The sequence below is a fragment of the Pseudomonas shiyinii genome, assembly GCF_056725765.1.
The window spans coordinates 4564104-4577438 of record NZ_CM161522.1 but is presented as its reverse complement, the minus strand read 5'-3'; the positions used below and the strand labels follow the sequence as shown (position 1 = coordinate 4577438).

Annotated in this window: 12 protein-coding genes; 5 read left to right on the top strand and 7 right to left on the bottom strand. The window is 63.8% G+C overall.

Annotation, left to right across the window (positions count from 1 at the left end):
* Nucleotides 1–42: 42 nt before the first annotated feature.
* The 4 genes from ACXHGZ_RS20680 to ACXHGZ_RS20665 form a co-directional block, all read right to left on the bottom strand.
* Nucleotides 43–669 carry a TetR/AcrR family transcriptional regulator gene (locus tag ACXHGZ_RS20680; RefSeq protein ID WP_480461294.1) on the bottom strand — a complete coding sequence of 209 codons (627 nt, stop codon included), beginning with the start codon at nt 667–669 and terminating at the stop codon, nt 43–45.
* The gene (gshA, locus tag ACXHGZ_RS20675; protein ID WP_480461293.1) at nt 669–2246 is read right to left on the bottom strand and encodes a glutamate--cysteine ligase; all 1578 of its coding nucleotides are present in this window, start codon (nt 2244–2246) and stop codon (nt 669–671) included. The genes ACXHGZ_RS20680 and gshA overlap by 1 nt, the downstream gene beginning before the upstream one ends.
* A gap of 268 nt (nt 2247–2514) precedes the next feature.
* A complete protein-coding gene (locus tag ACXHGZ_RS20670) occupies nt 2515–2898 on the bottom strand; it encodes a PaaI family thioesterase (protein WP_084853675.1) in 384 nt (127 codons plus the stop codon).
* A complete protein-coding gene (locus ACXHGZ_RS20665; RefSeq protein WP_480461291.1) occupies nt 2898–5216 on the bottom strand; it encodes a Tex family protein in 2319 nt (772 codons plus the stop codon). Before ACXHGZ_RS20665 ends, ACXHGZ_RS20670 begins: the two co-directional genes overlap by 1 nt.
* A gap of 231 nt (nt 5217–5447) precedes the next feature.
* Between ACXHGZ_RS20665 and ompR the strand changes: the two genes are divergently transcribed.
* Nucleotides 5448–6188, top strand: coding sequence for an osmolarity response regulator transcription factor OmpR (gene ompR, locus ACXHGZ_RS20660; RefSeq protein ID WP_084853679.1), 741 nt, complete (start codon nt 5448–5450; stop codon nt 6186–6188).
* Between the two features lie 124 nt (nt 6189–6312).
* Nucleotides 6313–7626: an ATP-binding protein gene (locus ACXHGZ_RS20655; protein ID WP_084853681.1), complete on the top strand. Its 1314-nt coding sequence runs from the start codon at nt 6313–6315 to the stop codon at nt 7624–7626.
* Between the two features lie 87 nt (nt 7627–7713).
* Here ACXHGZ_RS20655 and rimK read toward each other — a convergent pair whose 3' ends face one another.
* Both rimK and rimB read right to left on the bottom strand, forming a co-directional pair.
* Nucleotides 7714–8619, bottom strand: coding sequence for a 30S ribosomal protein S6--L-glutamate ligase (gene rimK, locus ACXHGZ_RS20650; protein WP_084853683.1), 906 nt, complete (start codon nt 8617–8619; stop codon nt 7714–7716).
* The gene (rimB, locus tag ACXHGZ_RS20645) at nt 8616–9098 is read right to left on the bottom strand and encodes a retropepsin-like aspartic endopeptidase RimB (protein ID WP_084853684.1); all 483 of its coding nucleotides are present in this window, start codon (nt 9096–9098) and stop codon (nt 8616–8618) included. Before rimB ends, rimK begins: the two co-directional genes overlap by 4 nt.
* 109 nt (nt 9099–9207) lie before the next feature.
* Here rimB and ACXHGZ_RS20640 point away from each other — a divergent pair, with 109 nt between their 5' ends.
* The gene (locus ACXHGZ_RS20640) at nt 9208–9609 is read left to right on the top strand and encodes an RNA-binding S4 domain-containing protein (RefSeq protein ID WP_084853686.1); all 402 of its coding nucleotides are present in this window, start codon (nt 9208–9210) and stop codon (nt 9607–9609) included.
* Nucleotides 9610–9708: 99 nt separating this feature from the next.
* Here ACXHGZ_RS20640 and ACXHGZ_RS20635 read toward each other — a convergent pair whose 3' ends face one another.
* Entirely contained in the window at nt 9709–10509 is an 801-nt protein-coding gene (locus tag ACXHGZ_RS20635) for a phosphatase PAP2 family protein (protein WP_480461288.1), read from the bottom strand.
* 107 nt (nt 10510–10616) lie between these two features.
* Between ACXHGZ_RS20635 and hslO the strand changes: the two genes are divergently transcribed.
* Together hslO and ACXHGZ_RS20625 are read left to right on the top strand one after the other, a co-directional pair.
* A complete protein-coding gene (gene hslO, locus ACXHGZ_RS20630) occupies nt 10617–11516 on the top strand; it encodes an Hsp33 family molecular chaperone HslO (RefSeq protein WP_368828777.1) in 900 nt (299 codons plus the stop codon).
* Between the two features lie 179 nt (nt 11517–11695).
* The gene (locus tag ACXHGZ_RS20625) at nt 11696–13237 is read left to right on the top strand and encodes a phosphoenolpyruvate carboxykinase (protein WP_084853691.1); all 1542 of its coding nucleotides are present in this window, start codon (nt 11696–11698) and stop codon (nt 13235–13237) included.
* Nucleotides 13238–13335: the final 98 nt, after the last annotated feature.

Genomic DNA, 13335 nt, shown 5'->3' with positions numbered 1-13335 from the left:
TTCAGCGAGTGCAGGAATCGATAGGTGTTATATATGCACCGATCAGCGCTTGGGCAGGAAAGGCGGCAAGTACAGCCCCAGATAAGCCTCGAACACCCGCTTGCCCTCTTCGGCCATGCGCGGGGTGATCGCCCCGTGCAACTGCACCGACCGTGCATAAACCCGGTCGCTCAACTCCATGGCCAATGCGAACACATCCACCTCCGTCGGCATGGCGGGCAGCTGGAAATGCTGGTCGAACAGCTTGTGCATCAGTTCACCCAGCTCCATGTCGTGCAGGCGGTCGGCCTGGACCACTTCGCTCAGCCCGTGCTGGGCCAGGATCAGCTGGCGCGCTGCGGCGTCCTCGTTATAGATATCCAGCATGCGTTGTTCGACCAGTCGCGAGAGGTCGTGCCAGGTGCTCAGAGCTGAGCTGTCGATCGGCGCGCAGAGCGCTTCGCGAAAGGCCAGGTGCACATCGGCGGTCAGGGCTTCGAGCAGCGCCGGGACGCTGGCGAAGAAGTGATAGACCGACGAGGGGGGAATCTGCGCCCGCTCGGCCACGCTGTAGATCGACAGGCCTGCCACGCCCTGGTCGGCCAGCAGCTCACGCGCCGCCGCCAGGATCGAAGCGATCCTGGCCTGGCTGCTGGCGCGGGGCTTGCGCGGGCTGACGGTGCGGCTCATCAGTTGCTGATCGCCAGGATACTGGCCTGGTAGGCGCCGACGAACAGGTCGAAGTCACCGACTTCCTGCTGTTCCAGACGCGATTGCTCGGCCAGCGATTCGCGCGCCAGGGTCTCGAAGGCCTGTTGGCGTTCGATATCCAGCGGCTGCTCACGGAAGGTCTCGGCGTGCAGGCGGCTCTGGCGTAGCGCGAACTGGACGAAGGTCTCGTCATGCTCGGTCATGCGCGCCAGTACCTGGGCCGACGGCGTCAGCGAGGCGTCGTCGACCTTCGCCTGCTGTGCGGCCAGCGCCTTGGCGTGCTCGTCGCCACCCTGGGCGCGGTCGAGCAGCTCGGCCAGTGGCGCGATGCGGGTGATCAGCTCGCTGGCCCAGTCGCGCAGGCCGATCGGTTGACCATCGCGGTGCAGTTCCAGGCCGGGGCGACGGCCTTCCTTGACCACGGTGAGGAAGTTGCTGGTGCACTGGCCGCACTCACCATTGCCCAGCTGCGGGCTGTCGTTGAGTGCGCAGAACAGCAGGAAAGCGTCGAGGAAACGCGCCTGGGGCAGGTCGATGCCCACCGGCAGGAACGGGTTGATGTCCAGGCAGCGTACTTCGACGTACTGCACACCACGGGACATCAGTGCCTGGATCGGCCGCTCGCCGGTGTAGGTGACGCGCTTGGGCCGGATGTTCGAGTAGTACTCGTTCTCGATCTGCAGGATGTTGGTGTTCAGTTGCACCCACTCGCCATCCTTGTGGGTGCCGATTTCCACGTAGGGCGGGTAGGGCGTGCCTACCGCCTTGCGCAGGCTGTCGGTGTAGCTGGCCAGGTCGTTGTAGCACGGCGTCAGGCCCGCCTGGGCGTTGCTCTGGTAGCCCAGGTCGCTCATGCGCAGGCTGGTGGCATAGGGCAGGTACAGGGTCTCGGCGTCCAACTCCTCGAGCTGGTGCGGGTGACCGCGCAGGAAGCCTTTGTCCAGTGCCGGCGATGCGCCGAACAGGTACATCAGCAGCCAGCTGTAGCGGCGGAAGTTGCGGATCAGCGCGATGTACGCCGCCGACTGGAAGTCGCGGTCGTTCTGCTCGCTGCCTTCAGCTTCGCGTAGCAATGGCCACAGCGCCTCGGGCAGGGAGAAGTTGTAGTGGATACCGGCGATGCATTGCATGGTACGGCCGTAGCGCAAGGCCAGGCCCTTGCGATAGACATGCTTGAGCTTGCCGATGTTGGAGCTGCCATATTCGGCGATCGGGATGTCCTCCTCGGCCGGCAGCGCGCAGGGCATCGAGGGGCTCCACAGGTATTCGTCGCCGAGCTTGGTGTAGACGAAACGGTGGATCTGGTCGAGGCTCTCGAGCACTTGGGCCGGGTCCGCCAGGGCTGGAGTGATGAACTCCAGCAGCGACTCGGAATAATCCGTGGTGATCTGCTCGTTGGTCAGCGCCGAACCCAGGGCTTCGGGGTGCGGGGTCTGGGCCAGGCGACCTTCGTCGGTCACGCGCAGGCATTCGCGCTCAATACCGTGCAGGCACTGCTTGAGCAGGGGGAGATTGGCGCCGAGCAGGCTCAGGCGGCGGTTGAGGAGTTCGCTCAAGATGGATTCCTTCACGCGTCAGTCGCCCCAATATGGGGGTAGAGATGACGGTCTACAAGGGTAGGGACAAAGGAACTGGCGTTGTCGCCTGGTTTACGCGGTTCCAGCGCTTGTTTGTCTGGCTGTCGCCGCGTGCCCCATCGCGGGACAAGCCCGCTCCCACAGGGTTCGGCGTGATCCTGTGGGAGCAGGCTTGTCCCGCGATGGAGCGCGCAACGGCCCCAGGCTTTCATTGCTGCTGAAAATACCGCAGATAAGCCTTGGTGAGCTAGAGAACGGCGAAGGTTCCTTGCGCCTTGGCCACGAGCTTGTCGCCCTGGAATACGTCGGCGTCGACCACGAGGGTGCGGCGCCCGGCGTGCAGCACACGTGCCGTGCACACGACTTCGCCGTCGCTCACGGCTCGCAGGTAGTTGATCTTGCATTCGATCGTCACGCTCTGCTGGTCGAAGCCATGGCTGGCCGAGCAGGCCAGACCCATGGCGATGTCCACCAGGCTGAAGATCGCCCCGCCATGCAGCTTCTGGCCGCGGTTGCGCAGGTGCGGCTCGAGTGCCAGGGCCACCTCGGCCACGCCTGTTTCCAAGCGTTGCAGGCGGCAGCCCAGGAGCTGGCTGAAGGCGCTTTCGACGTATTCGGCCGGAACGTCCATCACTTCTTCTTCAGTTGCTTGGCATTGGCGAACAGGGCTGCCATGGCATTGTTGGCCGGCGCCGCGGCGGTTTCGCGCTGGCGCGGCGCCTGCTGCGGACGGTTACCGCTGCCCCGGTTGCTGCCCCGGTTGCCATCGACCTTCTCGCCTGGGGTATCGCCCATACGCATGGACAGGCCCACGCGCTTGCGCGGGATGTCCACTTCCATGACCTTCACCTTGACCACATCACCTGCCTTGACCGCTTCGCGGGGGTCCTTGACGAACTTCTCCGAGAGCGCCGAGATATGCACCAAGCCGTCCTGGTGCACACCGATGTCGACGAAGGCGCCAAAGTTAGTGACGTTGGTCACCACGCCTTCGAGGATCATGCCCGGCTGCAGGTCCTTGAGGTCCTCGACGCCGTCCTGGAACGTAGCGGTCTTGAACTCGGGACGTGGGTCGCGGCCAGGCTTGTCCAGTTCCTGGAGAATGTCGGTGACGGTGGGCAGGCCGAAAGTCTCGTCGGTGAACTTCTTCGGGTCCAGGCGCTTGAGGAAGCTGCTGTCACCGATCAAGGAACGGATGTCGCGGCCGGTATCGGCGGCGATGCGCTGCACCAGCGGGTAGGCCTCAGGGTGCACCGCCGAGGCGTCCAATGGGTTGTCGCCGTTCATCACCCGCAGGAAGCCTGCGGCCTGTTCGAAGGTTTTCTCGCCCAGGCGGCTGACCTTCTTCAGCGCCGCGCGGGTGGCGAACGGGCCATTGGCGTCGCGGTGGGCGACGATGTTCTGGGCCAGGGTCGCGTTGAGGCCGGAAATGCGGGTCAGCAAGGCCACCGAGGCGGTGTTGACGTCTACGCCCACGGCGTTCACACAGTCCTCGACCACGGCGTCCAGGCCGCGGGCCAGCTTCACCTGGGAGACGTCGTGCTGGTACTGGCCGACGCCGATGGATTTAGGGTCGATCTTCACCAGCTCGGCCAGCGGGTCCTGCAGCCGGCGGGCGATGGACACGGCGCCACGGATCGAAACGTCCAGGTCCGGGAACTCACGGGCGGCCAGTTCAGAGGCCGAGTACACCGATGCGCCGGCTTCGGAGACCATGATCTTGGTGATCTTCAGGGCTGGGTATTTCTTGACCAGTTCGGCCACCAGCTTGTCGCTTTCGCGGCTGGCGGTGCCGTTGCCGATGGCGATCAGCTCCACCGAGTGCTTGGCACACAGGGCCGCGAGGATGGAAATGGTGCGGTCCCAGTCGTTCTTCGGCGCGTGCGGGTACACCGTGGTGTGATCCAGCAGCTTGCCGGTGGCGTCGACCACGGCGACCTTGCAGCCGGTGCGCAGGCCCGGGTCGAAGCCCAGGGTGGCACGCGGGCCGGCCGGGGCGGCCAGCAGCAGGTCGTGCAGGTTATGGGCGAAGACGTTGATCGCCTCGCCTTCGGCGTTGTCGCGCAGTTCGCCGAACAGGTCGGTTTCCAGGTGGGTGTACAGCTTGACCTTCCAGGTCCAGCGCACCACCTCGGCCAGCCATTTGTCGGCCGGGCGGTTGCGGTTGTCCAGGCCGAAGTGGCTGGCGATCATCAGCTCGCACGGGTGCAGGGTGCCTGGCAGCTCTTCGCCCACCTTCAAAGAAGCGCTGAGCACGCCTTCGTTGCGGCCCCGGAAGATCGCCAGGGCGCGGTGCGAGGGTACGTTGCGCAGCAATTCGTCATGGGCGAAGTAATCGCGGAACTTGGCGCCTTCCTCTTCCTTGCCCGCCACCACGCGGGCGCTGAGTACCGACTCCTGCTTGAGGAAGCCACGCAGCTTGTCGAGCAGGGCGGCGTCCTCGGCGAAGCGCTCCATGAGGATGTACTTGGCGCCCTCCAGCGCGGCCTTGACGTCGGCCACGCCTTTTTCGGCATCGACGAAACGCGCCGCTTCGGTCTCCGGGGTCAGCTGCGGGTCGCCGAGCAGGCCGTCGGCCAGCTCGCCCAGGCCGGCTTCCAGGGCGATCTGGCCTTTGGTGCGGCGCTTCTGCTTGTAGGGAAGATAAAGGTCTTCCAGACGGGTCTTGGTGTCGGCGAGCTTGATTTCGCGGGCCAGCTCCGGGGTCAGCTTGCCCTGTTCCTCGATGCTGGCCAGGATGCTGGCACGCCGCTCGTCGAGCTCGCGCAGGTAGCGCAGGCGTTCCTCCAGGTGACGCAGCTGGGTGTCGTCCAGGCTGCCGGTCACCTCCTTGCGGTAACGGGCGATGAAAGGCACCGTCGAGCCTTCGTCCAACAGGGCCACGGCCGCTTCGACCTGCTGTGGGCGAACGCCCAGTTCCTCGGCGATACGGCTGTTGATGCTATCCATGAGAACCACCTGACAAATTGAGAATGCTGGAGGCCGCGAAGGGGGCGTACAGGCCCGGCGGCGCTGGATGAAAGCGGCGCATTATACCCATCGTGCCGAGCTTGCGGTGATGGCGCCGGGCCAGCGCGGGCCGGATGGGAACTGGCGCCAGGGGAAAAATCTGCTAACAATGCACACGGCACGCATGGCAGTGGCTACGCCATAATGCGCGCGATACCAAAGGAGTTTTTCATGACCAGCACCGCAAACACCGCCGAAGGCGACAAGATTCTCATCGTCGATGACGATCCGGGGCTGAGCAGCCTGCTGGAGCGTTTTTTCACCAGCAAGGGCTACCGCGCCCGCACGGTGCCCAATACCGAGCAGATGGACCGCCTGCTGTCGCGTGAAGTCTTCAACCTGGTGGTGCTCGACCTCATGCTGCCCGGCGAGGATGGCCTTGCAGCCTGCAAGCGCCTGCGTGCGGCGAACAACCAGATCCCGATCATCATGCTCACCGCCAAGGGCGACGAACTCAGCCGCATCAAGGGCCTGGAGCTGGGCGCCGACGACTACCTCGGCAAACCGTTCAACCCTGATGAACTGGTCGCACGGGTCAAGGCCGTGCTGCGTCGTCAGGCACCCTCGGTACCGGGTGCGCCCGGCAGCGAGGAGGAGACCGTCACGTTCGGCGACTACGAGCTGTCGCTGGCCACCCGTGAGCTCAAGCGCGGCGAAGAAGTCCATATGCTGACCACCGGCGAATTCGCCGTGCTCAAGGCCCTGGTGATGCATGCCCGCGAGCCGCTGACCCGCGACAAGCTGATGAACCTGGCCCGTGGCCGTGAGTGGGATGCCTTGGAGCGTTCCATCGACGTGCAGATCTCGCGCCTGCGCCGCATGATCGAGCCAGACCCCTCCAAACCGCGCTACATCCAGACTGTGTGGGGCGTAGGCTACGTCTTCGTGCCGGACGGAAACACCAGCAAATGACCTTCAGCCTGCAGGCTTGCCAGCACGCGGCAGGGCGACCCGAATGGGTCGCCCTGTTTGCGTCTGAGGCAGGCTTGCAGCCCGGCGAGCCTTCGCCCGCGACCGCAGCGCAGTAGTTGTCCAGATGAAAACGCCCCTTTGGTTCCCACAAAGCTTCTTCGCCCGCACCCTGTGGCTGGTGTTGATCGTCGTCCTGTTTTCCAAGGCACTGACCTTGGTGTACCTGTTGATGAACGAGGATGTGCTGGTCGATCGCCAGTACAGCCATGGCGTGGCGCTGACGCTGCGCGCCTACTGGGCGGCCGACGAGGAAAACCGTGAGAAGATCGCCGAAGCCGCCGGCCTGATCCGGGTGACCGGCGCTGGCGTGCCCGAGGGCGAGCAGCACTGGCCCTACAGCGAGATCTACCAGCGCCAGATGCAGGCCGAGCTGGGCGAGGATACCGAAGTACGCCTGCGCATCCATGCGCCACCTGCCTTGTGGGTCAACGCGCCCAGCCTGGGCCCGGGCTGGCTGAAGGTTCCGCTGTACCCGCACCCGCTGCGCGGGCAGAAGATCTGGAACGTGCTGGGTTGGTTCCTGGCCATCGGCCTGTTGTCCACCGCTTCGGCATGGATCTTCGTGCGCCAGCTCAACCAGCCGCTCAAGCGCCTGGTATTCGCCGCCCGGCAACTGGGCCAGGGGCGCAGCGTGCGTCTGCCGATCAGCGATACACCAAGCGAAATGACCGAGGTGTACCGGGCATTCAACCAGATGGCCGAGGATGTCGAGCAGGCTGGGCGCGAGCGTGAACTGATGTTGGCGGGGGTCTCCCATGACCTGCGCACACCGCTGACCCGGTTGCGCCTGTCGCTGTCGCTGTTGGCCAACGACAGCGAGCTGACCGATGACATGGTCCGCGATATCGAGGACATGGACGCCATTCTCGACCAGTTCCTGGCGTTCATCCGTGATGGCCGCGACGAGCCGGTGGAGGAAGCCGACCTGGGCGACCTGGTGCGCGAAGTGGTGGCGCCGTACAACCAGCCCGAGGAGCGGGTGCGGCTGTGCCTGGAGCCGATCCCGCCATTCCCGCTGCGTCGGGTGTCGCTCAAGCGCATGCTGGGCAACCTCATCGGCAACGCCTTGCACCATGCCGGCAAGGGCGTCGAGGTGGCGGCCTATGTATCGGGCGACCAGAGCGCGCCCTATGTGGTGCTCAGTGTGCTGGACCGTGGGGCAGGGATCGACGAGTCGGAGCTGGAGACCATCTTCAACCCGTTCATCCGTGGGGACCGTGCCCGCGGTGGCAAGGGCACCGGGCTGGGGTTGGCGATCGTCAAGCGAATCGCGGCGCAGCATGGCGGGAATGTGGAGCTGCGCAACCGGTCGGGTGGCGGGATCGAGGCGCGGGTGAGGTTGCCGTTGGGGTTGTTGCTGCCGCGTAATGCAGTGTGACGCATACACGCCCAATCGCCGGCAAGCCGGCTCCTACAGGGATGGCGCAGGGCCTCTTGTGGGAGCCGGCTCGCCGGCGATTGGGCTTTACCCTTTTCCCTTGGTCCGGGTCTGGTTGGGCCCGCCGTTCTTCTCCAGATGCCCGATGATCATCCCGGCCACATCCTTGCCGGTGGTGACTTCGATGCCTTCCAGCCCAGGCGATGAGTTCACCTCCATCACCAGCGGCCCATGATTGGAGCGCAGGATATCCACGCCGGCCACGCTCAGGCCCATCACCTTGGCCGCGCGAATGGCGGTCATGCGCTCCTCCGGCGTGATCTTGATCAGGCTGGCGACACCACCGCGGTGCAGGTTGGAGCGGAACTCGCCAGGCTTGGCCTGGCGCTTCATCGAGGCGATGACCTTGTCGCCGACGACGAAGCAGCGGATATCGGCACCGCCCGCTTCCTTGATGTATTCCTGGACCATGATGTTCTGCTTCAGGCCCATGAAGGCCTCGATCACCGACTCGGCGGCCTTGGTGGTTTCGCACAACACCACGCCGATGCCTTGGGTGCCTTCGAGCACCTTGATCACCAGCGGTGCGCCGTTGACCATCTGGATCAGGTCGGGAATGTCGTCCGGCGAATGGGCGAAGCCTGTGATCGGCAGGCCGACGCCACGTCGCGACAGCAACTGCAGCGAGCGCAGCTTGTCTCGCGAGCGGGCGATGGCCACCGACTCGTTGAGCGGGTAGACCCCCATCATCTCGAACTGGCGCAGCACCGCGCAGCCGTAGAAGGTGACCGAGGCGCCGATGCGCGGGATCACCGCATCGAAGCCTTCCAGCGGTTTGCCACGGTAGTGGATCTGTGGCTTGTGGCTGGCGATGTTCATGTACGCACGCAAGGTATCGATCACCACCATTTCATGACCGCGCTGGGTACCGGCTTCGACCAGGCGGCGGGTGGAATACAGACGCGGGTTGCGCGATAGCACAGCGATCTTCATGCAGCACCTGTAACAGGGGAAAGGGTGGCCGGGAAGGCCGGTTTGTCCTGGACGTACTTCACGCCTGGGTTGACCACCAGCTGGCCGTGGATCAGCGCCTTGGAACCCAGCAGCAACCGGTAGCGCATGTTCTTGCGACAGGCCAGGGTGAACTCCACCTCCCAGACCCGGTCGCCCAACGCCAGCGGTGTGCGGATCACATAGCGGACCTGGGCCTGGCCGTTGGAGCTCTTGATGGTTTTCATCGTGACCAACGGCGCCTCGCAGCGGCGATGGCGCAGCTGCACTACCGAGCCCAGGTGGGCGGTGAAACGTACCCAGGGCTGGCCGTCGCGCTCGAACGGCTCCACGTCGGTGGCATGCAGGCTGGAGGTGCTGGCGCCGGTATCGATCTTGGCGCGCAGGCCGGCCAAGCCGAGGTCGGGCAGGGCGACCCACTCGCGCAGGCCGATCACAGTCAGATGGTCAAATGTCTTCACGAAACACACCCTGCGGATGAGGTGGTGAACTGTAAGCGCGGCGCGGACTTTTTGCATCCGCAAGTTACGGTAGTACAGTTCCGTTAAAGACAGAATTCGAGGTGGCGCAATGGCACACAAGCCAGAAGAAGACGACAAGGTCCGCCTGGACAAATGGCTGTGGGCGGCGCGGTTCTACAAGACCCGCGCCTTGGCCAAGGCAGCGATCGAAAGTGGCAAGGTGCACTGCCGGGGCGAGCGCTGCAAGCCGGGCAAGGAGCCGCGGGTCGGCGATGAGTTCGTGCTACGAACAGGCTTCGACGAGCGCACCGTGGTGGTCAAGGCGCTTTCCGATGTGCGCCGTGGCGCGCCGCAGGCGCAGGCGCTGTACGAGGAAACCCAGGAGAGCGTGCGCAAGCGCGAGCAGGCCGCCGAGATGCGCAAGGCCGGGGCCATGGGCGTCACCACCGATGGGCGCCCGACCAAGAAGCAGCGGCGGCAGATTCATCAACTGCAGGGCAGTTACGACTGAAAGGCCCAATCGCGGGGCAAGCCCCACAGATTGTCAGCGTGGTGCCCCTGTAGGAGCGGGCTTGTCCCGCGATTGGGCTGCGAAGCAGCCCCAGGTCGATCAGGCACTGCGTATGACGCTCATCCGCCCAACCAGCGGCAACCGCGCCAACACCCCGAACAACGGCGCGGTCCAGCGCAGCAGCGCTGCGCTGGCCTTGGCCACCAGCGGTGTATAGCAGCTCCAAGCCAACGCCAGCAGCGCCATCAGCAGCCCGCCGATGTAGTCGTCCTGCCCCCAATGGGCGCCTGCCACCAGGCGCGGCAGCATGAACAGCAGCGCCAACCCCCAAATTGCCAGGCGCTGCACCAAGCCGCGGCTGAACAGGTTCATGAACAGCGCCCAGATCAGCAGCACCGAGGCGTGGTCACCCGGAAAACTCTGGCTGGAGCGGTCCTTGAGTTCCCATTTCGCTTCCAGGTTCGGGTAGTAGTCGCTCAGGTGCACGACGTTGTCGAAGACCATCGACGGGCTGTTATGTTGCCAGCCCATGATCGTCACCCACTTGGAAAACAGCGCACGAATCACCACTAAGAGAATCAGCGTGACGAGAAAGCCCAGGAAGGCTTCGCGTACCTGACCCGCTTTGAACACCCAATTGCCGCGGATCAACAGGGCCAGCAGGATGAGGCCAACGACGATATCGAATGGGCGCAGGCTGCCGACGGTCCAGATATAGCGCCAGACCGTGTTGTCGGCCAGCGGTGCATTGAGGCTGTGGAACAGCCATTCGTCGAAAGTCAGGCACAAGATCTGGCCAAAGGGCCATAACCAGAAACACAGTAATGCAACAGACACCAAGGTGCAGGCCAGCAAAGGTCCCCAGGACCACCTTGCTTGGAACAGTGGTCGATTGTCCATAAAATACCTCTATTACCAGCGGGTTCGAGCATCTTGTGAATGCTCTCCAACAGGGCCTCGTAAACCCTTGTAATCATTTTGTCATCATTTTCAGATAGCCAGAACCTATGAGCGATTTGCCCGATACCGATTTCACCCAGCGTTTCATCTTCGACGACCGCGATATCCGCGGCGAGTGGGTGGCGCTCGACCAGAGCTATGCCGACGTCCTGGCCCGTCATCCCTACCCGCAACCGGTCGCCTCGCTGCTCGGCGAGCTGATGGCCGCCACCGCCTTGCTGGTAGGTGCACTGAAGTTCGATGGCCTGCTGATTCTCCAGGCGCGTTCGGCCGGCCCTATCCCCCTTTTGATGGTGGAATGCTCGGGCGAACGTGATATCCGCGGCATGGCACGCTACGAAGAAGATCAGATTCCCGATGGCGCGACCCTGGCCCAGCTGATGCCCGACGGCCACCTGACCCTGACCATCGACCCGGTCAAGGGCCAACGCTACCAAGGTACCGTCGACCTCGATGGCACCAACCTGTCCGAATGCTTCACCAACTACTTCGTGCAGTCGCAGCAGCTCAATACCCGCTTCTGGCTCAACGCCGAGGGCGGCAAGGCGCGTGGCCTGCTACTGCAGCAACTGCCCCGCGACCGCCAGCCTGACGACGAAGAGCGTGAGGAAAGCTGGCAGCATGTGGTAGCCCTGGCCAGCACGTTGAAGCCTGAAGAGTGGCCGCTGGACAACGAAACGCTGCTGCATCGCCTCTACCACGAAGATGCCGTGCGCCTGTTCGACATCCAGCCGCTGCGCTTCCGCTGCAGCTGCTCGCGCGAGCGCTCCGGCAACGCCCTGGTCAGCCTCGGCGAGCAGGATGCCAAGGCGCTGGTCGAGGAGTGCGGCGGCAAGGTCGAGATCGATTGCCAGTTCTGCAACGAACGCTATTTCTTCGATACGAGCGATGTGGCGCAATTGTTTGCCGGTGGCGGTACCGAGCTTCCGTCAGATACTCAGCACTGAAACGTTTAACTACAGGAAAATCTCCTGTCGAATTGCGCAAAAGCGCAGTTCTGACAGGAGGGGCCTACTTTTTTTGGGCTTTTCTGGCATAATCCGGCCACTTTTTTCGCTGTAGTAGTTTAAAACAGACGACTACAAAACGTTTGGAGCACTCGGCCTCGGGCCGGATGGGGTATCTCATGACGCAAGCCAACAACACCGTGTACACCGACCTGACCGTCGATGAACTGGTAAAAGAAGCGCTGTCCCGCGGTGAAGGCGAGCTGGCCGATACTGGCGCACTGGTCGTGAAAACCGGTCATCGTACCGGTCGTTCGCCGGCAGACCGTTTCATCGTCGACGAGCCCAGCACTTCCTCCGCCATCGCCTGGGGGCCGATCAACCGCAAGTTCCCGGCTGACAAGTTCGATGCCCTGTGGGCCCGCGTCGAGGCGTTCAACAACGCCCAGGAACACTTCGTTTCCCACGTTCACGTAGGCGCTGCCGCCGAGCACTACCTGGCGGTCAAGATGACCACCCAGACTGCCTGGCAGAACCTGTTCGGCCGTTGCCTGTTCATCAACCCCGCCCAGTACAACCCGGCTGGCCGTGAAGAGTGGCAGGTGCTGAACGTCGCCAACTTCGAATGTGTCCCCGAGCGCGACGGTACCAACTCCGACGGCTGCGTCATCATCAACTTCGCCCAGAAGAAAGTGCTGATCGCCGGCATGCGTTATGCCGGTGAAATGAAGAAAGCCATGTTCTCCGTGCAGAACTTCCTGCTGCCAGCTGCCGACGTGCTGCCGATGCACTGCGCGGCCAACATCGGCGAAGCGGGCGACGTGACCCTGTTCTTCGGCCTGTCCGGCACCGGCAAGACCACCCTGTCGGCCGACGAAAGCCGCTACCTGATCGGTGACGACGAGCACGGTTGGGGCGAAGGTGTTGTCTTCAACATCGAAGGCGGCTGCTACGCCAAGTGCATCGACCTGTCCGAGAAGAACGAGCCGGTCATCTGGAAAGCCATCAAGCATGGCGCGGTGCTGGAGAACGTCGTGCTCGACGACGCCAAGCACGCCGACTACGCCGACGGCAGCCTGACCCAGAACAGCCGCGCCGCCTACCCGCTGGAGCACGTCGAGAAGCGTTCCGAGAAGAACCTGGGCGGCGAGCCGAATGCGGTCATCTTCCTGACCTGCGACCTGACCGGCGTACTGCCTCCTGTGTCGATCCTGAACAACGAGCAGGCGGCCTACCACTTCCTGTCCGGCTACACCGCGCTGGTCGGCTCCACCGAAATGGGCTCGGGCGGCGGCATCAAGTCGACCTTCTCCACCTGCTTCGGCGCCCCGTTCTTCCCGCGCCCGGCCGGCGAATATGCCGAACTGCTGATCAAGCGCATCAAGGGCTTCGGCTCCAAGGTCTACCTGGTCAACACCGGTTGGACCGGTGGTGGCTACGGCGTTGGCAAGCGCTTCAGCATCCCGACCACCCGTGCCGTGATCGCCGCGATCCAGAGCGGTGCCTTGGTCGGTGCCGAGACCGAGCACCTGGACATCATCAACCTGGATGTGCCGAAGGCCGTGCCGGGCGTCGAAACCGTCCTGCTCAACCCGCGCAACACCTGGGCTGACCCGGCTGCCTACGACGAAGCCGCCAAGGGCCTGGCCAAGCTGTTCATCGAGAACTTCCAGAAGTTCGATGTCTCCGAGGCCATCAAGGCCGCAGGCCCGCAGCTGTAAGCTGTAGCCGGCACGGATCAAGAAGCCGCCCTTTGGGGCGGCTTTTTTGTATCCGATACGAGTGCAATGGTAAGGTCGCTGACGTTAGGCCGGGCCGC

Bases quoted from the DNA above. Each gene is read 5' to 3' on its own strand.
- ACXHGZ_RS20670 (WP_084853675.1), bottom strand. From the start codon at position 2,898: ATGGACGTTCCGGCCGAATACGTCGAAAGCGCCTTCAGCCAGCTCCTG.
- ACXHGZ_RS20625 (WP_084853691.1), top strand. From the start codon at position 11,696: ATGACGCAAGCCAACAACACCGTGTACACCGACCTGACCGTCGATGAA.
- ACXHGZ_RS20655 (WP_084853681.1), top strand. From the start codon at position 6,313: ATGAAAACGCCCCTTTGGTTCCCACAAAGCTTCTTCGCCCGCACCCTG.
- ACXHGZ_RS20680 (WP_480461294.1), bottom strand. From the start codon at position 669: ATGAGCCGCACCGTCAGCCCGCGCAAGCCCCGCGCCAGCAGCCAGGCC.
- ACXHGZ_RS20665 (WP_480461291.1), bottom strand. From the start codon at position 5,216: ATGGATAGCATCAACAGCCGTATCGCCGAGGAACTGGGCGTTCGCCCA.
- ACXHGZ_RS20640 (WP_084853686.1), top strand. From the start codon at position 9,208: ATGGCACACAAGCCAGAAGAAGACGACAAGGTCCGCCTGGACAAATGG.
- ACXHGZ_RS20635 (WP_480461288.1), bottom strand. From the start codon at position 10,509: ATGGACAATCGACCACTGTTCCAAGCAAGGTGGTCCTGGGGACCTTTG.
- rimK (WP_084853683.1), bottom strand. From the start codon at position 8,619: ATGAAGATCGCTGTGCTATCGCGCAACCCGCGTCTGTATTCCACCCGC.
- ompR (WP_084853679.1), top strand. From the start codon at position 5,448: ATGACCAGCACCGCAAACACCGCCGAAGGCGACAAGATTCTCATCGTC.
- hslO (WP_368828777.1), top strand. From the start codon at position 10,617: ATGAGCGATTTGCCCGATACCGATTTCACCCAGCGTTTCATCTTCGAC.